Here is a 17,256-nt window from a genome sequence, read left to right as displayed (position 1 = left end):
CTTGCCCGATGCATGTTCATCAGCTGGGAAAGGTGCGTCAAGACTTCTGTCGGGAATCCAGGGACGCAGACCTGATGGATCATCAAAATGCCGCCGGTTTAGGCGCGTTGGTATCAACCTGGGCCGATTCGGGGGCGCCGATGCGCCTCCCTCTCGTGTTCAGCAAATGTCGACGGAGTGCGGCGCGGCGGGGTGTGCGTACGGCTCTGCGGTGCGTCAGCCCAGCGCCCGGTCAAGGTTGAATGCCGCGCTGATGAGGCCGAGATGGGTGAAGGCCTGCGGGAAGTTGCCGATCTGTTCGCCGGTGTGGCCGATCTCTTCGGCGTACAGCCCGAGGTGATTGCCGTAGGTGAGCATCTTCTCGAAGGCGAGCCGGGCCTCGTCCACCCGGCCGGCGCGGGACAGCGCCTCGACGTACCAGAACGAGCAGATCGAGAAGGTGCCCTCCTGGCCGCGCAGCCCGTCGGGGCTGCGGCGGGGGTCATAGCGGTAGACCAGGGAGTCGGACACCAGCTCCTCGCCCAGCGCATCCAGAGTGGAGAGCCACTTCGGGTCGGTGGGAGAGATGAACTTGGCGAGCGGCATCATCAGGACGGAAGCGTCGAGCACTTCGTCGCCCTCGTGCTGGACGAACGCCTTGCGCCCGCTGGACCAGCCGGACTCCATGATCCGCTGGTAGATCGCATCGCGGGCATGCGCCCAGCGCGGCATATCCGCCGGCAGACCCCGGTGGGTGGCGATGCGTATCGCGCGCTCGATGGCCACCCAGCACATCAGCTGTGAGTACAGAAAGCGCTGGGACTTGCTGCGCGTCTCCCAAATGCCTTCGTCCGGCTGGTCCCAGTGCTCACATACCCAGTTGACCAGGGTGCCGACGGTGGCCCAGTGCCCGCTGTGCAGCGGCTCCCCCCATTTGTCATAGAGGTAGAGCGAGTCGATGAGGGCACCGTAGATGTCCAGCTGGAGCTGGTGGACGGCCTCGTTGCCGATCCGGACGGGCGAGGAGCCCAGGTGCCCTTCCCAGTGCAGGAGTTCTTCCTCGGGAAGCTCGCTGCGGCCGTCGATGCCGTACATGATCTGCAGCGGACCGGCGGTCCCGTCGTTGAGGGCGACGTTCTCGGACAGGAAGTGCACAAAGGCCTTGGCCTCGTCGGTGAAGCCCAGTCTCAGCAGTGCGTAGATGCAGAACGCGGCGTCCCTCACCCATGCGTAGCGGTAGTCCCAGTTGCGCTCGCCGCCGATCTGTTCGGGCAGGCTGGTGGTGGGGGCGGCCACGATGGCGCCGGTCGGGGCGTACGTGAGGAGCTTGAGGGTGAGCGCGGAGCGGTGCACCATCTCCCGCCAGCGCCCTCGGTAGCGGGAGCGCGACAGCCAGGTGCGCCAATACCGCACCGTGGCACCGAACAGGTCCTCCGCCTCCGTCAGCGGGCAGGCCCGCGGCTCCACCCCGCCGCCGATCCGGTCGAGCGCGAAGACGGCGGACTCCCCCTCGCCCAGCAGGAACGAGGACGTGGCGTCCGGGCCGTCGATCTCGACCGGAACGCTGGATGTCAGCGCCAGCGAGAGATCCGGGGAGTCGAACACGGTCTGGCCCTGCCGCATGCTCACGGTGTGCGTCTTGCGTCCGTAGTCGAAGCGGGGCGCCACCCGGGCGGTGAACGGCAGGGCCCCGCGCACACAGAGCACCCGCCGGATCAGCCGGTGGCGGTCCGCCTCGTGGGAGTCGTCGACGATCGGCATGAAGTCCTGGACCTCGCCGACGCCGTGGTCCGCGAAGAACCGCGTGATCAGGATGTTGGTGTCGGGGAAGTAGAACTGCTTCGTCCGGGCGGGAACGTCCGGGCCCAGTTCGAAGGCCCCGCCCCGGTCGGCGTCGAGGATCGCCGCGAAGACGCTGGGGGCGTCGAAGCGCGTGCAGCAATACCAGTCGATGGTGCCATTGGTGCCGACGAGTGCGGCCGTACGCATGTCCCCGATCAGACCGTGCTCGGCAATGGGGGTGTAGCGGAGTGCGTCCGCCTTGCTGGGGCGGAGGCTCACAGCGTCGGTCATCCGACCTCCCCGGACGGGGGCTGCGGGAGCAGTGGATTCAGGTTACCTCCGTGCCGTCGCGGGCGGCGAGCGAGCCGTGGGCGCCCGGGACCCGCCCCCCCCTTGTCACTGTGCGTGATCCACGCTCACGGAGCGAGTCGAGGAATTCCGGCCCGGCCTCTCGCGCTGCGCCCCCTGGCCGTAGGACGATGGCACGCTCGCCTCGTGCCTGTCCCCTTCCGTACGCCATGCCCTGGGAAGGACCCGGATCATGAGCAGACCGACCGCTGCACACGGCCGTCTCGCCCTCCTGCTCCCCACCCTGCTCCTCGGAGTGTCGCTCGCCCTCGCCCCCGGGCCCCTCGCCCACGCGGCGGGCGCGCCGGACGGCCCCGCTCACCCCGCCTCGTCGGCCGGCACCTACTGGACCGCGCAGCGGATGCGGGCCGCGAAGCCCGTCGTCGTCACCAGGAGTTCAAGGGCGCCGCGCCCGGCAACGGACCCCGCTCCCCCGAGCCACCCGTTCGACGGCCTCCCCCAGGTGGGGACCTTCTTCTGGACGGACGGCAGCAACACCGGCCGGTTCTGCGGCGGCACGGTCGTGCGCAGCCCGCGTCGCAACCTCGTGGTCAGCGCCGGACACTGTCTGCGCTCCCCTGACCCGAAACGGCACCTTTCGTTCGTACCGCAGTACCACGACGGACTCACCCCGCACGGGATCTACCCCGTCGACCGCATCTACCTCGACCAGCGGTATTACGACCTCGGTACCGACGCGGGGGCCCGCTGGGACTACGCGGTCGTGCGGCTGGGGGCGCGGAGCGACGGGCAGGAGGTGGAGGACGTGACGGGCGGCTTCGACCTGCTCCCGTACCCGGGGTACGACCACCGGAAGGTACGGCTCATCGGCTACCCCGGGAACCGCGACAGCAGCCATCCCAAGCCCCTGGACTGCACCTCCTCCACACATCGCTACACCAGCACCGACCCGGCCGCCCCCGGGGACTTCCTGGAGATCGCCTGCGCGGGCTATATCGGCGGCACCTCCGGCGGGCCGTTCCTGGTACGGGACTTCACCGGCTACGCCCTGATCGGCGTCATCGGCGGATACCACACCGGCGGCGACTTCCCGGACGTCTCCTACAGCTCCTACTTCACGGTCGACACCCTGGCGCTCTATGCGCACGCGGTGCGCGGCGATACTCCTGCCGGACCGCGCCAGGATCCGCCGTCGAAGTGACCGTGGACATCTCCGGGCATTTCCGCCGCCCCCTGTTAATGTCAGCCCTGTTGTCAGCCTTGGGTGAGGGTTAATGCCCGCGTGAGGTCAGCGATGGCTGACGGCTGCTTTCCCACCGGACCCGCAGCGGAAGGTGACGCCCGTTGGTGCCGTCGTTTCTCTTGTCCGTGCTGAACCGCCTCTTCGGCAATGAAGCGTGGCGCCGGCTTCATGCACAGGCGGCGTTCTGGGTCACGCTGGTGATGACCGCGGTACTTCTCGGCGGTGCCGCTCTGGTCGTGGTCGCCGAATCCGGTGCGCCGCACGCCAATATCACGTCATACCCGAGGGCTTTGTGGTGGGCGATCGAGACGGCGACCACCGTGGGTTACGGGGATTTCTATCCGGTCACGCTGTGGGGCCGCATCATTGCGTCGTTCTTGATGCTCAGCGCCATCACCGCGTTCGGGGTCATCACGGCAGCCCTCGCCACCTGGTTCGTCGGGCGCGCGGAGCAGGACGTGATCCGCGTGGGCAAGGCGGTGGGGAATTACGCACGCGAGGACGCGGAAGCGCTCCGCTCGGAACTGCATACGCTGCACACGCGCTTCGACCACGTGGAGAACCTGATCCGGGACAAGGGTTCCCACTCCCCCTCTTGACCGAGGAGCGTTGCGGTCCTTGACCCCACTCCCGGCTTCTCCGTGTCTCAGCGGGCGGTTACGTGTCTAAGCTGGTGACCGTGATGGATTCCGCCGATGTCCGCCGTATCGCCCTTTCCCTGCCCGAGACGGTGGAGAAGGTGGCCTGGGAGATGCCCACCTTCCGGGTCGCCGGAAAGATGTTCCTCACGATTCCCGACGATGAGACCTCGTTCGCCGTGCGATGCCCGAAGCACGAGCGGAAAGAGTTGATTGCCGCAGAGCCGGCGAAGTTCTGGGTACCGCCGCACGAAGCCGGCTCCGCCTGGGTGAGGGTACGGCTGGCCGCGCTGGAGGACAGCGACGAGCTGCGGGACATCCTCGTGGACTCCTGGAAGCAAGCAGCTCCGACACGGCTCGTGGATGCTTTTCCCCGAACGGACTGAGCCGGCGCGCCCTGCCGGGCGGGCCTGCCTTGCCGCTCTCACCGGACGCCGACCGTCAGCGAGGCCGCCGCTCACGGGCGGCGGCGCAAGTCACTCCAGTCCAGTGCCTGGGACGCCGTCTGCTGGGAGCGCTCGGCCGCCTCGCGCGCTTCGGCGAGGATGTCTCCGTGCTCCTCGACGAGCTCTTCGTAGATGGGGGTAGGGCCGGAGGTGTGCGTGGAGGTGTGCGTCGAGGTGCTCATGTCGGTGTCCCGTTCCCTTGTGATTCGGTGACTGCGGCTTGATGGTTTCTCGCCGCTCTGGGAAGTAGGGAGCACCACAATTGCATAGTCGGTGCACAAAGGGAGGTTTTCCCCACTCGTCCGCCGCTCCCCCGCGCGGGCGCTGGACATCGTGTCATGACCGCGGCGACCACGCAAAGATCATCCCAGAGCCCGAGACCGCCGTTCGCCCCCCTCCAACACCAGGTGAGAGGGCGCCTCTCGTCAAGGACGGCAGCCCGCCCGGCCCGCCGGTGTGCCTCGTCTCACTTGTTCCGTCCCTGGCGAGCGCCGTCAGCCGCAGCTCGGCCATCCTCGTTCCCGGCACACATCGGCTCCGCGCCCCATCGGCTCGGCAGTGGGAGGAGATCTCGTGAGCAAGCCGCTGCACGAGAACGGGCACGGCCCGGGGCGGCAACGCCGTGACCCGGGGACGGTTTGCCAGGGCAACGCTGGTGCGGCTGAGGGATGTTGGGCAGGATGCCTGGCGTGACGACGTCGCGGGGATGTGAAGCATGTGGTGCGCCGCTCCCGACGCCTTCCCGGGGTGCGGGCGGCGGCACGACTGCGAGGGATGGAAAGGCTGCGGGTGGAACGGCCGCGGGCAGCGGCGTGACGGCAGGCGGCGGCGCGAGGGACGGCAGTCGCACGAGTGGGGGCGGCCGGCCCGCACGGTACTGCTCCCGTGCCTGCCGGCAACGCGCGTTCCGGCAGCGCTCGGCGCGTCGCACCCCGCCCCCAGCGGAGCTGTCGGGGCGCGGACTGCCGCCCGCGCTCGATGCGTTCGTGGGCCGTGAGCGAGAGCTGTCGCGGTTACGCACGCTGCTGAGGTCCGCGCGCCTGCTGACGCTGACGGGCCCGGGCGGAGTGGGCAAGACACGTCTGGCACTGGAGCTGGCGGGCAGCGTCCGGGGAGCCCGCGCGGGCCGGGCCCACTGGGTGGCGCTCGACTCGCTGGAGGACGGCACACTGCTGCCGCAGGCGCTTGCCGCCGCCCTCGGGGTGCGCGAGCGCGGCGGCCGGGCAGGCGTCGAGGCAGTGGTCCACGCCCTGGGCACACGCACGGTACTGATCGTGCTGGACAATTGTGAGCATCTGGCGGACGCCTGCGCCCGGCTGGCCGAGACGCTGCTGGCCCGCTGCCCCCGGCTGCGGATGCTCGCCACCAGCCGGGAGACACTGCGCGTCCCCGGCGAGGTCGTCTTCCGGGTCGGCGAATTGTCGCTCTCGCCGTCGGACGGCGACCACGACTTCGCCGAGCCGCTGCGGTCGGAGGCGGTCAGGCTGTTCCTGGAACGCGCCCGGACGAGCGACGCGGAGTTCGGGCTCGGGCCCGGTGAGGCCCGTACGGTGGCCGAGATCTGCCGGCGGCTGGACGGGTTGCCGCTGGCCATCGAACTGGCCGCGGGCAGGGCGGGGTCACTCTCCCTGCCGGGCATTCTGCACGGCCTCGACGATCAGCTGTCCCTGCTGACCGACGGCAGGAGGACCGGGCCGGGCCGGCATCGCGAGTTGGGGGCGGCGATCGACTGGAGTCATCGTTTGCTGGATCCGCTGGAGAGAGTCGTCTTCCGACGGCTGTCGGTGCTCGGGGGCGGCTTCGACGCGCAGGGGGCCGCCGCGGTCTGCGCCGACGGGGAGGGCGGGGGCCGGAGGGGCGACGTACGCGACGTACACCATACGGAAGCGGCCGGTCGCCGAGGCTCGCGCAGTCACGTGCGCCGGGATCAGGTGTTGCGCGTGATCTGCGCGCTGGAGGCCAAGTCCCTGGTCGTGAGGGTACGGGGGGATGAGCCACGCGGCACGGCGCGGTTCCGGCAGCTGAGCGCCATCCGGGCCTACGGCATGGAACGGCTCGCGGAAGCCGGGGAGCTGCAGGACACGTGGGACCGGGCACTCGACTGGCTGGTGGAGCAGGCCGCGGGGGCCGTCGCGCCGGAGACGTTCCCCGACACCGCCGAGGGGCCCCTCGCCCAGGAGCAGGGGAACCTCGCGGCGGCCGTCGCCCACGCCGTCTCCCGTTCCGACCGCCGGTACCTCCCCCTTGCGGTCGCGCTGGCTCGTTTGCGGTACCAGCAGGAGCAGTTGACGGCCGCGCGCACACTGCTGTCGGAGGTCTTGGCGCGGGCGCCGGACCACGAGGACCGCGGAGCGGCGTTGGCGCTGGCCGCGCGGTCGGCCTGTCTGCAGGACGACCATGCCGCGGCCCTCGCCTTCGCTGAAGAGGCCGTCGCCGCCGGGCGCAGCGGGCGGCATCCGGCCAGGCTGGCCAATGCCCTGGACGCGCTGGCGGCTGCCCGGCTGTGCCGGGGCGAGTTCTCCGAGGCCGTCGCCGTTTTCGCCGAATGCCTCGAGGTGGTCCACACGCTCGGCCGCCCCCTGGACCTCGCGCTCTGCCGGCACCATCTGGCGTGGGCGCTGCTCCACACGGGCGGAACCGTACGGGCCGAGCGGTTGATGCAGAAGTGCCTCCCCGAGCTCGAAGCACGCGCGCCACAGGGCCAGTTGACGGCCGCCCTGCACACCGCGGGCGCGATCCGTCTGGCCCAGGGCGACGTGGACGCCGCCGAGCGGAGGTTCGCCGAGGTGCTGCTCAAGACACCGCCCGGCGAGAGCTACCACGCGCTCTACCCGCTGGAAGGGCTGGCCATCGTCTCGGCCGAGCGGGGGGACCTGGAGCGCTCGCTACGGCTGTACGCCGCGGCCGCCGCGATACGGCGGCGGATCGACACGGAGCCGGAGGCGCACTGGTGGGACCTGGTGGAGGCGGCCGTGGCGCGGGTCAAGGAGGGGCTTCCTCCCTCCGGGGTCAGGGCGGCGATGGCGGCCGGCCGCCGACTGCGGGGCACGCGATTGATCGCGTACGCGCTGCGCGGCACACAGCTCCCTGCCACGGGACACGACAGGGATCACGTCCGTTCCGCAGGACGTGACGATGATGGTGTCCGTTCCGCAGAACGTGACGGCGAACATGAACGGCTGCCCGGCCGAGTAGGCATGGCCGGGCAGCCCCCGCTGACCGGACGTGAGTCGGCGGTCGCCGAACTGGTCGCCGAGGGGCTGACCAACCAGCAGATCGCCTCGCACCTGGGCCTCTCCAAGAGCACCGTGGCCACCCATCTGGACCGCGTCCGGGACAAATGGGGCGTCAGGTCCCGTACGCAGATCGCCGTCCGGGCCGCGGGACGGGCAGCGGGCACCGACCCCGGCCCCTGAACACAGCGGCGACCACGCCGATCGCGCGCCGGCGGTCCAGGACCGGCCCGGCTCCCGTCGATGTCCCTCCCTGGCACCGGTGGTTTCGTCACGCGCACAACTCACCGGTCATCCGACCGATGCGGAGGCCGGCACGGCATCGGAGGCTGAGCGGGAGAGCGCATCCGCGAGGGCGGCCGCCCCGCTGTCCAGACCGTCCGCCCCCCCTCGGGTGCCCCGCCCATGAGTTCCTTCCGGCAAGGAGATGCGATGCGGTACGCCGACGACATGAGCCAGGGGGCTGCCAGCGGCCCGGTGCCCCCGACGCGGGAAGGGGGCGAGCAGGGAAGTTCCAGGAGGTCCTTCATCAGGTCCACGTCCGCGGGCGTGACCTCCGTGGCCCTCGGGGTAGGAGTGGCGGCCGCGGCCGGCCCTGCCGCCGGTGCCGCGGAGTCGCGCCGGCCGGCGACGGCACGCCGGGCGGCGGTCCCGCTCGCCGTCACCCCGGCCTGCTCGGGCCACGAAACCCCGGAGTCCATCGAAGGCCCGCTGTTCAAGCCCGACTCTCCCGCACGGGGCGATCTGATCACTCCGGGTATCCGCGGGGTACGGCTCGACCTCAGCGGAGTCGTGTACGACACCGCCTGCAAGCCGCTGCCCGAAACGCTCATCGAGTTCTGGCAGTGCGATGAGAACGGCGACTACGACACCTCCGGATTCTCGCTCCGCGGGCACCAGTACACGGACAGCCGAGGCGCCTACCTGCTCCGGACGATCATCCCCCGGGACTACTGGGGCCGTTGGGGCCAACGGGCCCCGCACATCCACACCCAGGTGCAGGCGTCCGGCGGCCCCGTCCTCGTCACCCAGCTGTACTTCCCCGACGACACGCAGGCGTACGGCAGGGACTTCGCCGCCCTCAACGCCGCCGACCGGCTGCTCAACCGTGCCTGCACCATCAACCTCACCGGCTCGGCGGACGGCTGCTACACCGGCACCTTCAACTTCGTGATCACCACCAAGGTCTGAGGATCGGCTCTCCCCGGCACGCAGCTGGGCACGCCCCCGCCGGCCGACCGCCCCGCGCGCAGACCTGTTCCCCCACCAGACAAGGAAATCCGCATGCCCTCAAGTACCCCCCTGCCCAAGCGGCGTCCCGGCCGGGTAGCGCTGTCGGCAGCATGTGCCGCCACCGTGGTCACCGGGGCGCTGGTCCTGACCGGCCTGCACGGTGAACCCCCGGCATCCGCGGCATCCGCAGCCTCCGCGTCCTCCGTCTCCTCCGTCTCCCGAGCCGACCGCTGGCAGGCCACACCCGTGCCCGTGAAGAAGGGCGATCTGACCGCCGTAGCGGCGCTGAGCGACACACAGGCCTGGGCGGTGGGCTATCGGCTGAAGAGTGCCACCGCGCTCGAAGCCGTCGCGCTGCGCTGGGACGGAACGTCCTGGACCCAGGAGTCCACCCTGCCGGAGAACAGCTTTCCGCAGGCCCTCGCCGTCCGGTCGGCCGCCGACATCTGGACGGTGGGCAGCGCGTCGGTGCACTGGGACGGCGCCAAGTGGACCACATACCAGCTGGACCGCGATCCGGGCGGCCGGGTCGTCCCCGACGCCGTGACCACGACGTCCGACGGTAAAGCCTGGACGGTGGGCCGGGCGATGAACCGGTCGGTCAAGGACGGAGTCCCGGCCATCCAGTCGTGGGACGGCAAGAGCTGGCACCGGCAGACCCTGCCCGAAGTCGGCAAGGGCGAGCTCACCAGCGTGACGGCCGTCGCTCCGGACGACATCTGGGCGGCCGGCGCCGCGTACGCCGCCGATGCCACCTCACGGCAGACGGCGCTGCTGCTGCACTGGAACGGCAGCAGTTGGAAGCGCGTCACCGTGCCGGGCCCTCAGGACACCCACAACTGGCTCGGCGGAATCACCGCGTTCGCCGCGGATGACATCTGGGCCGTGGGCGGCAGCACGTCCGGCAGCACCGAACGTCCCCTTGCCGTGCACTGGAACGGCACCGCCTGGACGGCGGCAAAGACGCCGGACGTGGCGGACGGCCGGCTGCGCGCCGTCGGCAAGGCGGCGGACGGCGGCCTGTGGGCCGTCGGAGGCAAGGGCGCCGCACCCGTGGCCCTGCGGTGGAACGCCGGGGCCGCTCGCTGGGACACCGCCTCAGCTCCGGGCATCGTCGTACGGAGCTTCACCACGGTGCCCAAGACCGCCGACCTCTGGGCGGCCGGTATCGCCCGGCAAGGAGACCTCGTGCCGGCGATCACCCGGCTGAAGGGCTGAGCCGACGGCCACCCTCGGGGTGGACTGGGCGGTTGCCGTCCGTCCACCCCTCCGGCAGCGGATGGCGAGTTCCGGCAAGCGGTCCGCCGGTCACCTTCCCCCGGTGCCCCGGACGTCAGTGCGCGATGCCGTCGATCAGCTCGCGGGCCCCCTGACGCAGCAGGGCGACGGCCACGGAGGTACCAAGCGTCTCCGGGGTGAGCGGGCCGGCCCATTCGTGCGCGTTGAGGACCGTCTTGCCATCCGGGGTGAACACACAGGCCCGCAACGACAGTTCGCCGCGCCGGTCGGTCGTGGCATAGCCGGCGATCGGGCTGTTGCAGTGGCCCTGCAGCACGTGCAGCAGCATGCGTTCGGCGGTGGTCTCCTGGAAGGTCCGGGGGTGGCCCAGGCCGCTGACGGCATCGATGGTGTCGGCGTCGTCCTCGCGGCACTGCAGCGCCAGCACGCCCGCACCGATGGGCGGGCACATCTCGTCCACGGACAGGGTCTGGGTGATCACGTCCGTACGGCCGATGCGCTCGAGGCCGGAGACGGCCAGCAGCAGGGCGTCCGCCTCACCGGCCGCAAGCTTCTCCATGCGGCGGTTGGCGTTGCCGCGCATCGGCACACACTGCAGGTGCGGGTGTGAGGCGGCGAGCTGGGCGATCCGGCGGACCGAGGAGGTACCGATCCGGGTGCCGTCGGGAAGGTCGTCGAGGGTGAGCCCGCCGGGGTGGATCAGTGCGTCCCGGACGTCATCGCGTTCGAGGAAGGCGGCGAAGGTGGTCCCGGCCGGCAGCGGACGGTCCCCCGGGATGTCCTTGACACAGTGCACCGCGAGGTCCGCCGCACCGGCCAGGAGGGCGGCGTCCACCTCCTTGGTGAACGCCCCCTTGCCCTCGACCTGGGACAGGGCGCCCATCCAGCGGTCGCCGGTCGTCTTGACCGGGATGACCTCGGTGGCGATGCCTGGATGGAGGGCGGCGAGTTCGGCGCGGACGCGCTCCACCTGTGCCAGGGCCATCGGCGAGTCGCGGGAGACGATACGGATCAGTTCAGGGGCGGACATGCGCCCACGATAGTCCGTCAGATGCGCGCGGCCCGCCACCAACGGGCCGGGCCCGCCCGCGCTTCCACACCGTCCGCGGTACGGTCCCCGCATGACCCGATCGACCGAAGCCGACATCCTGCCGTCCTCCGCCGTCGCCGCGGATGATCTCGACCGCGCCGTCCAGCTCGCGGTGGCCGTACTGCGCGAGGCGCCGCCGGGCGCGTGGGACGGCAAGGCGGGCTCGCTGGAGTGGGACTGCTGGGAAACCGTCGAACATCTCACCGATGATCTGTTCGCGTACGCCGTCCAACTGGGCCCCAGGAGGCCGCCGTTGGATGGTCCGGTGCCGTTCGTGTGGGAGAGCCGGCGGCCGGGCGGTCCCTCGAACGCGGTGCACGCCGACCGTGCGGCGGGTCCTGTCGGGCTGCTGCAGGTGCTGGAGGCGAGCGGCGCTCTGCTGGTGGCCATGGTGCGTACGACGCCGCCGCGGGTGCGTGCTCACCATGTGTTCGGGGTGTCGGACCCCGAGGGCTTCGCCGCGATGGGCACCGTGGAGACGCTGGTGCACACCCACGACCTGGCGGAAGGGCTCCAGCTCGCCTGGAACCCGCCCGCCGACGTCTGCGCACGGGTGCTCGCCCGGCTGTTTCCGGATGTCCCGGAGGCCGCCGATCCCTGGCGCACCCTGCTGTGGGCCACCGGGCGCGCCGAACTGCCGGGACGCCCCCGCCGCACCGCCTGGCGCTGGTACGGCAGCGTTCGGGGATGACCGCCGGGCGCCGGGCACGGCCGGGGGCGATGGTGCCGGCGCCGGGCGAGCGGCGGTCGCCGCCACAGCGCTGACCTTGGCCCGTCGTCCCGTTCAGTGCCGCGCCCAGGGGTGCCGCAGACGGAGCCAGAGGTCCCTGGCCCGCCGCCCCGCTTCGGTACGGCTCCTGGCCACCAGCTCCTGAGCCTGCTCCTCGCTCTCCACCATCGGGCCGGAGCCACGCAGCGGCCGGCCGGCCGTTTCGTGCAGGAAGAAGGTGGCGATCAGGCCGATGACGCCGGCGACCATGAGGTAGTAGGCGGGGACCATGTCGTCGCCGGTCGCCTGGACCAGCGCGGAGGCGATGAGCGGCGTGGTGCCGCCGAAGAGTGAGACCGAGATGTTGAAGGAGATCGACAGCGCGCCGTAGCGCAGCCGGGTCGGGAACAGTGCGGGCAGCGTCGACGCGGACGTACCGGCGAAGCACACCAGCAGGAGGCCCAGGATCAGGCATCCGAAGGCCGGCAGCAGGATGCCGCCGGCGCGGATGAGCAGCATCGCGGGCACCGCAAGGACGATCATGGCGGCGCTGCCCGCCATGAAAACGGGACGGCGGCCCCAGCGGTCGGAGGTGCGGCCCACGGTGGTGATGGTGAGCACTACGACGATCATGGTGCCGAGGACGAGCAGCTGGGCGGTGAGGGCTTTCTGACCGAGGGTTTCGGTCATGAACGTCGGCAGGTACGAGGTCACCATGTAGTTGGTGACGTTGTAGAGCAGCACCAGGCCCATGCAGATCAGCACGGCCTCCCAGTGCCGGGTGAAGATCTCCTTCAGCCGTCCCTTGCCGGACTGGCGGGCCTCCTCCACCGGGTCCTCGCCGCCCGCGGCGACGGCCGCCTCCGCATCGTGGTGTGCCTGCTCGGCCTCACGCCGGAAGGCCGGTGTCTCCTCCAGCCTCAGCCGCATGTACAGGCCGATGAGCCCCAGCGGCCCGGCAAGGAGGAACGGCAGGCGCCAGCCCCAGTCCACCAAGCCGTCGGCGCCGAGTACGGCGGTGAGCAGGGTCACCAGTCCGGAGCCGAGCGCATACCCGACGAAGGTGCCGAAGTCGAGCCAGCTGCCGAGGAAGCCCCGGCGGGTGTCCGGTGCGTATTCGGCGATGTAGGTGGTGGCCCCCGCGTACTCCCCGCCGGTCGAGAACCCCTGGACCAGACGGCAGATCAGCAGCAGCATCGGCGCGGCGAAGCCAATGGTGCCGTAGGAGGGCAGGAATCCCACGGCGAAGGTACTGACCGCCATCATGATCATGGTGGCGGCGAGCACGCGCTTACGGCCGATACGGTCACCGAGCGGGCCGAATACCAAGCCACCGAGCGGCCGGACGAGGAATGCCGCGGCAAAGGTGGCAAAGGTCGACACGACCTGGGCCCCGGGGGAACTCGACGGGAAGAACACCTTGCCCAAGGTGCCGGCCAGATAGGCGTAGACCCCGAAGTCGAACCACTCCATGGTGTTGCCCAGTGCCGCTGCCGACACCGCCTTGCGCACGGCGGGCCTGTCGGTCACCGTCACGTCCTCGGCGCTCAGCGGCTGTTTGCGGCGGCGCAGCAGAATGCGGAGCATGCGGTCGGTGGCGGGAGTACCCCCGCGGGCCGGCTTCCGGCCCCTTCCCGGTTTCGACGGTCTTTGGCGTCCAGCGCTCATGTCATCCCGTCAACAGGGCGAAATCGGCTGTCTCATGATTGCCCCTCGGCGCATGCCTGGCCCGCCGGCTCACCCATGGTTGATACGACGGCTCATTATTCCCCGGCCGGTCCGTATCGGGAGCAGGCCGGGCGCCGCGTGTCGCACGCGCTGACAGGCGCGCCCGGGGCGCCCTCCGGCCATGACGGAGCCCAGGCCGGCCGGAGGGCCGGCCTGGGCTCGTTCCGGAACCGGAAGGGCTCAGACGTGTCGGTACGAGGCGAGGTGGGCGAACACCACGATGTTGTCGACGTAGTCCCTGACCTTCCGGTCGTATGCACCACCGCAGGTGATCACCCGGAGTTGCGCGGTGGGGGCATCGCCGTAGACCCGGTCGCTGGGGAACCTCGCCTTGTTGAAGGTCTCGACGCTGTCGACCCTGAAGGTCGCGATCATGCCGTCCTCACGGGTGATGTTGATCGAGTTGCCGGGCTTGAGCGATTCGAGTTGCAGGAACACCGCCGGTCCGATCTTGGTGTCCACGTGACCGGCGATGATCGCCGAGCCGCGCTCGCCCGGCGAGGCACCGTCCCTGTACCAGCCGACGATGTTCTTGTTCATCGCGGGCGGGGCGTTGAGCTGCCCGGTCGGGCCGATGGTCAGCTGGGTGAAGGGCGCGTCCACGCCGATCTGCGGGATCGTCACCCGCTTCGGGGCGGAACGGGGCAGGGCCAGATCAGGAACTGCCGCGGCGGTGGAAGGACTCGGGGTGGCGGAGGACGCCACGGCCGGCTGGGACTGCGGCTTGGGGTCTGCCGAGGTGTCCACGGAGTTGTAGACGAGGAGGGAGCCCAGCAGAAACGCGCCCGCGGACCACAGCAGGCCGCGGCCGACGGGGCGGGACGCGGTGGAGGTCCGGGAGGGGTTCGAATTCGGCTGGGGCGACTGCTGGGCGGTCATGTGCAGGTGCCTTTCATGAACGGAGCGGCGGCGCGGCATGAGAGCCACCGGTGAGGCAATCGCCGCGGCCACCGTTCACGAGGAACGGTGGCCGCGAGCACAGCGGCCCCCGTATGGGGCAGCCGGATCAGGCCGCCGCAGCGCCCGAGGAGTTGCGACGACGCAGCATGTACGCACCAGCACCGAGACCACCGAGCATCAGCACGGAGCCGGCGGCCATACCGCCACCGGTCGCCAGGCCGCCACCGCCGGTGTGGATGCCACCGTGCGGCTTGCGGTACTCGCCGCCACCGCCGTAGCCACCACCGTCGCGGTCGCCGTAGCCGCCCTTGTCACGGCCGCCGTAGCCACCCTTGTCGCGGCCGCCGTAGCCGCCACCGTCGCGGTCGCCGTAGCCACCGCGGCCGTGGTCACGGTCACCGCCGCCACGGCCGTGGTCACGGTCGCCGCCGCCACGGCCGTGGTCGCGGTCACCGCCGCGCCCGCCCTTGTCGTGGTCGTCGCCGTAGCCGCTGCTCTGGTCCCAGTCGCCCAGCACGGTCTTGGCCGCCATGGCGCCGCCGCCGGTGTGCACACCACCGCTCGGCCGCCGGTCGTCGCGGCAGTTGTCATGGCCCCAGCCACCACGGCCGTGGTCGCGGTCGCCGTACCCGCCACGACCGTTGTCACGGCCGCCGAAGCCGCCACGGCCGTTGTCGCGGCCTTCGCCACCACGGCCGTGGTCACGGTCGCCGAAGCCACCGCGGCCGTTGTCACGGCCGCCGAAGCCGCCATGGCCGTTGTCGCGGCAGTTGTCACCGCCCCAGCCGCCGCGGCCGTGGTCGCGGTCGCCGTAGCCGCCGCGGCCGTGGTCACGGTCGCCGTAGCCGCCACGGCCGTGGTCACGGTCGCCGCCGCGGCCGTGGTCGCGGTCGCCGTTCCTGTCGTGGTCGTTCTTGCTGACGGAGGAGGTACTGTCCGAGGCAATGTCCGCCGTGATCATGGCGTTCGCAGCGGGGGCGGAGATTGCGAGCACCGCCGTAACGGCGGCTGAGGCGAACAGGGTGCGAGCAGTGCGCATGGGGACATTTTCCTTTCGGCGCGACTGCGAAGGCTGACTCTTTGCCGGCTCATCGGATCGCAGTGGCGACGTGATCACCGTCAGCCGGATCGCGGCCTCGCACCACCGGAGAATGTCGCATTCGAGGGACGCCGTGGGCTCTTCGGGTGGCCGAAGGCAGTGGATTCACCCGTTGGATGGCGCGCGTCGTCGGCGTGTCGCGTAACGAGTGGGCTAGAGGCACTTTTGCGGCCCTCCACGGCGCCGCGATTCCGGCCCCGGACGAGCGTGGCGAGCGGGCTTCTCCGCGACACGCCGAGGACCCGATGCCCGGGTGACGCCCGTGATGAGCTCCGTGGTGAGCCTGTGGTGACGCCCCGGCACGACGGCGTGGGACGAGAGGCTTTCGGGACCGAGCGGCACTGTCGCGATGCGGCGTCGCGGCCGATGGGGCCTGGCCTCCTGCGGGCGCACGGCAGCCTTTACGGGATGCGGTGACTCGGGCAGTCGCTTATGCGTATCACTCCGTAGGCCGCGGAGTACGGGGAAAGAGACGCAACTCCCCTGCAGAAAAAGCTCGTTTCGCCCTGCCTGCGTCCCCTGGGAAGAGCGAGGGCGCGCTCCGTCCCCCGCCTCACCCCGGCCAAGGCCTCAGGCCGTGCTGTCCCGGAGCGCCTTTTCCACGATCGCCTCCAGCCGCGCATGGTGTGCTCCGCGCCAGTAGACGCGCCCACAGGCAGTGCATTGCGCGAAGACGTCATACGTGCGCTGAGTGCCGTGCTCAAGGTGCTCGCGGACCGAGTTCTTGTCCGCGTCCGCCAGTCGGCCGTTGCAGGCGGTGCAGCGCGTCCACGGGGCGAGTGTGGGGGCGAAACGGCCCAGTACGTCGCGGAGTTGGTCATCGGGCCGGTCACTGTAGACGAACGCGCCCGCCCAGATCTCCCGGCGTCGCAGCAACCCCCGGTCCCGGGAGAGCAGCACCCGCCGTTCCTTGGCCGAGAGCGCGGCCAGCGCCGCGTCACCGGGGTCCTCGTTCGTGTACGCGGCATCGACACCGAGCAGCCGCAACCTGCGCGCCAGGGTGCCGAGGTGCACATCGAGCAGGAACCTCAGGGGCGCGCCGGCGATCCGCTGCGGACGTTCGACGGCGTGGACCTCGATGTTCTCGCCCGCCCCCGGCACATGCGAGACGGCGACCTCGGCCCCGTCCACGACGAGTCGCCCGACCTCGGTGAGCGGGACACCGAGCGACTCGACGACATGGCCGAGCGTCGACGAGCCATCGGTCACCACCGGCGCGGGGACGGTCGTGGTGTGCACCGAGGCGACGAAAACGTGCAGCTCAGGGGCGAAGCTCAGATGGATCTCGGGTCCGTTCACGCCCGCCAGCATGCCATCGGGCGGGCCTGGCCAGCCAGCGGATTCCCGCCGGTCACGGGAGGGACGACCGGGCCTCGGTTACGCCCTCGCCGTGCTGCGGTGTCGCGCCACCGGCCGGGCATCCCGGCTCGGCCACCGGCGACCGCGCACCGCACCCCCTGCACCGCGCTCCGACCGTCCGCCGCGGCCGCGACCGCTGCGGACCTGGCTACATACGGCTCGTAGCGATCCGCGCCCCGGATTGTCCACGATGGAGCGGGCCCCGCTCCCCCGCCGCCCCTAGCCTCGCTCCCACCACATCACCCGCATCACCGAGATCACGAAGCGAA

Annotated in this window: 14 protein-coding genes; 7 read left to right on the top strand and 7 right to left on the bottom strand. The window is 70.9% G+C overall.

Features of this window, described 5'->3' with window-relative positions; all coding sequences use genetic code 11:
• Positions 1 to 216 precede the first annotated feature (216 nt).
• Positions 217 to 2,052, bottom strand: a complete 1,836-nt coding sequence (locus ABZ851_RS15245; RefSeq protein WP_361126733.1) for a glycoside hydrolase family 15 protein — start codon at positions 2,050 to 2,052, stop codon at positions 217 to 219.
• Positions 2,053 to 2,302: 250 nt separating this feature from the next.
• On the opposite strand from ABZ851_RS15245, the gene ABZ851_RS15240 reads away from it, so the two are divergent.
• From ABZ851_RS15240 to ABZ851_RS15230, 3 genes are all read left to right on the top strand, one after another.
• Positions 2,303 to 3,271 (top strand): trypsin-like serine protease, encoded by a 969-nt coding sequence (locus tag ABZ851_RS15240; protein WP_361126730.1) that lies wholly within the window; start codon positions 2,303 to 2,305, stop codon positions 3,269 to 3,271.
• Positions 3,272 to 3,417: 146 nt separating this feature from the next.
• Positions 3,418 to 3,912: a potassium channel family protein gene (locus tag ABZ851_RS15235; RefSeq protein ID WP_361126727.1), complete on the top strand. Its 495-nt coding sequence runs from the start codon at positions 3,418 to 3,420 to the stop codon at positions 3,910 to 3,912.
• A gap of 83 nt (positions 3,913 to 3,995) precedes the next feature.
• The gene (locus tag ABZ851_RS15230) at positions 3,996 to 4,337 is read left to right on the top strand and encodes an MmcQ/YjbR family DNA-binding protein (RefSeq protein WP_361127343.1); all 342 of its coding nucleotides are present in this window, start codon (positions 3,996 to 3,998) and stop codon (positions 4,335 to 4,337) included.
• A gap of 71 nt (positions 4,338 to 4,408) precedes the next feature.
• Here the strand turns inward: ABZ851_RS15230 and ABZ851_RS15225 are convergent, their stop codons facing one another.
• Positions 4,409 to 4,579 carry a hypothetical protein gene (locus ABZ851_RS15225; RefSeq protein ID WP_176956616.1) on the bottom strand — a complete coding sequence of 57 codons (171 nt, stop codon included), beginning with the start codon at positions 4,577 to 4,579 and terminating at the stop codon, positions 4,409 to 4,411.
• Between the two features lie 804 nt (positions 4,580 to 5,383).
• Between ABZ851_RS15225 and ABZ851_RS15220 the strand changes: the two genes are divergently transcribed.
• From ABZ851_RS15220 to ABZ851_RS15210, 3 genes are all read left to right on the top strand, one after another.
• On the top strand, positions 5,384 to 7,813 hold the full coding sequence (locus ABZ851_RS15220) for a LuxR C-terminal-related transcriptional regulator (protein WP_361126723.1): 2,430 nt from the start codon (positions 5,384 to 5,386) through the stop codon (positions 7,811 to 7,813).
• A 366-nt stretch (positions 7,814 to 8,179) separates the two neighbouring features.
• Positions 8,180 to 8,821 (top strand): dioxygenase, encoded by a 642-nt coding sequence (locus ABZ851_RS15215; RefSeq protein WP_361126720.1) that lies wholly within the window; start codon positions 8,180 to 8,182, stop codon positions 8,819 to 8,821.
• A gap of 93 nt (positions 8,822 to 8,914) precedes the next feature.
• On the top strand, positions 8,915 to 10,081 hold the full coding sequence (locus ABZ851_RS15210) for a hypothetical protein (protein WP_361126717.1): 1,167 nt from the start codon (positions 8,915 to 8,917) through the stop codon (positions 10,079 to 10,081).
• Between the two features lie 115 nt (positions 10,082 to 10,196).
• On the opposite strand, the gene hemC is transcribed toward ABZ851_RS15210, so the two are convergent.
• Complete coding sequence (gene hemC / locus ABZ851_RS15205) at positions 10,197 to 11,132, bottom strand: hydroxymethylbilane synthase (RefSeq protein ID WP_088795999.1); 936 nt, start codon at positions 11,130 to 11,132, stop codon at positions 10,197 to 10,199.
• 91 nt (positions 11,133 to 11,223) lie between these two features.
• On the opposite strand from hemC, the gene ABZ851_RS15200 reads away from it, so the two are divergent.
• Complete coding sequence (locus tag ABZ851_RS15200; protein WP_361126713.1) at positions 11,224 to 11,883, top strand: hypothetical protein; 660 nt, start codon at positions 11,224 to 11,226, stop codon at positions 11,881 to 11,883.
• Between the two features lie 93 nt (positions 11,884 to 11,976).
• On the opposite strand, the gene proP is transcribed toward ABZ851_RS15200, so the two are convergent.
• The 4 genes from proP to ABZ851_RS15180 all read right to left on the bottom strand — a co-directional run bounded on the left by proP (position 11,977) and on the right by ABZ851_RS15180 (position 16,927).
• Positions 11,977 to 13,488 (bottom strand): glycine betaine/L-proline transporter ProP, encoded by a 1,512-nt coding sequence (proP, locus tag ABZ851_RS15195; protein ID WP_361126710.1) that lies wholly within the window; start codon positions 13,486 to 13,488, stop codon positions 11,977 to 11,979.
• Between the two features lie 321 nt (positions 13,489 to 13,809).
• Entirely contained in the window at positions 13,810 to 14,508 is a 699-nt protein-coding gene (locus ABZ851_RS15190; RefSeq protein WP_361126707.1) for a class F sortase, read from the bottom strand.
• Between the two features lie 127 nt (positions 14,509 to 14,635).
• Positions 14,636 to 15,568, bottom strand: a complete 933-nt coding sequence (locus ABZ851_RS15185; protein WP_361126704.1) for a hypothetical protein — start codon at positions 15,566 to 15,568, stop codon at positions 14,636 to 14,638.
• Between the two features lie 630 nt (positions 15,569 to 16,198).
• Positions 16,199 to 16,927 carry a Mut7-C RNAse domain-containing protein gene (locus ABZ851_RS15180; protein WP_361126701.1) on the bottom strand — a complete coding sequence of 243 codons (729 nt, stop codon included), beginning with the start codon at positions 16,925 to 16,927 and terminating at the stop codon, positions 16,199 to 16,201.
• Positions 16,928 to 17,256: the final 329 nt, after the last annotated feature.

This window comes from Streptomyces sp. NPDC047049 (assembly GCF_040643995.1).
Classification (GTDB): domain Bacteria; phylum Actinomycetota; class Actinomycetes; order Streptomycetales; family Streptomycetaceae; genus Streptomyces; species Streptomyces mooreae.
The sequence above is the reverse complement of the archived record's forward strand: the minus strand, read 5'-3'. Positions and strand labels throughout refer to the sequence as shown.

Excerpts from the sequence above, each read along its gene's own strand:
- ABZ851_RS15240 (WP_361126730.1), top strand. The coding sequence starts at position 2,303 with ATGAGCAGACCGACCGCTGCACACGGCCGTCTCGCCCTCCTGCTCCCC.
- ABZ851_RS15190 (WP_361126707.1), bottom strand. The coding sequence starts at position 14,508 with ATGACCGCCCAGCAGTCGCCCCAGCCGAATTCGAACCCCTCCCGGACC.
- ABZ851_RS15210 (WP_361126717.1), top strand. The coding sequence starts at position 8,915 with ATGCCCTCAAGTACCCCCCTGCCCAAGCGGCGTCCCGGCCGGGTAGCG.
- hemC (WP_088795999.1), bottom strand. The coding sequence starts at position 11,132 with ATGTCCGCCCCTGAACTGATCCGTATCGTCTCCCGCGACTCGCCGATG.
- proP (WP_361126710.1), bottom strand. The coding sequence starts at position 13,488 with ATGCTCCGCATTCTGCTGCGCCGCCGCAAACAGCCGCTGAGCGCCGAG.
- ABZ851_RS15230 (WP_361127343.1), top strand. The coding sequence starts at position 3,996 with ATGGATTCCGCCGATGTCCGCCGTATCGCCCTTTCCCTGCCCGAGACG.
- ABZ851_RS15245 (WP_361126733.1), bottom strand. The coding sequence starts at position 2,052 with ATGACCGACGCTGTGAGCCTCCGCCCCAGCAAGGCGGACGCACTCCGC.
- ABZ851_RS15200 (WP_361126713.1), top strand. The coding sequence starts at position 11,224 with ATGACCCGATCGACCGAAGCCGACATCCTGCCGTCCTCCGCCGTCGCC.
- ABZ851_RS15225 (WP_176956616.1), bottom strand. The coding sequence starts at position 4,579 with ATGAGCACCTCGACGCACACCTCCACGCACACCTCCGGCCCTACCCCC.
- ABZ851_RS15185 (WP_361126704.1), bottom strand. The coding sequence starts at position 15,568 with ATGCGCACTGCTCGCACCCTGTTCGCCTCAGCCGCCGTTACGGCGGTG.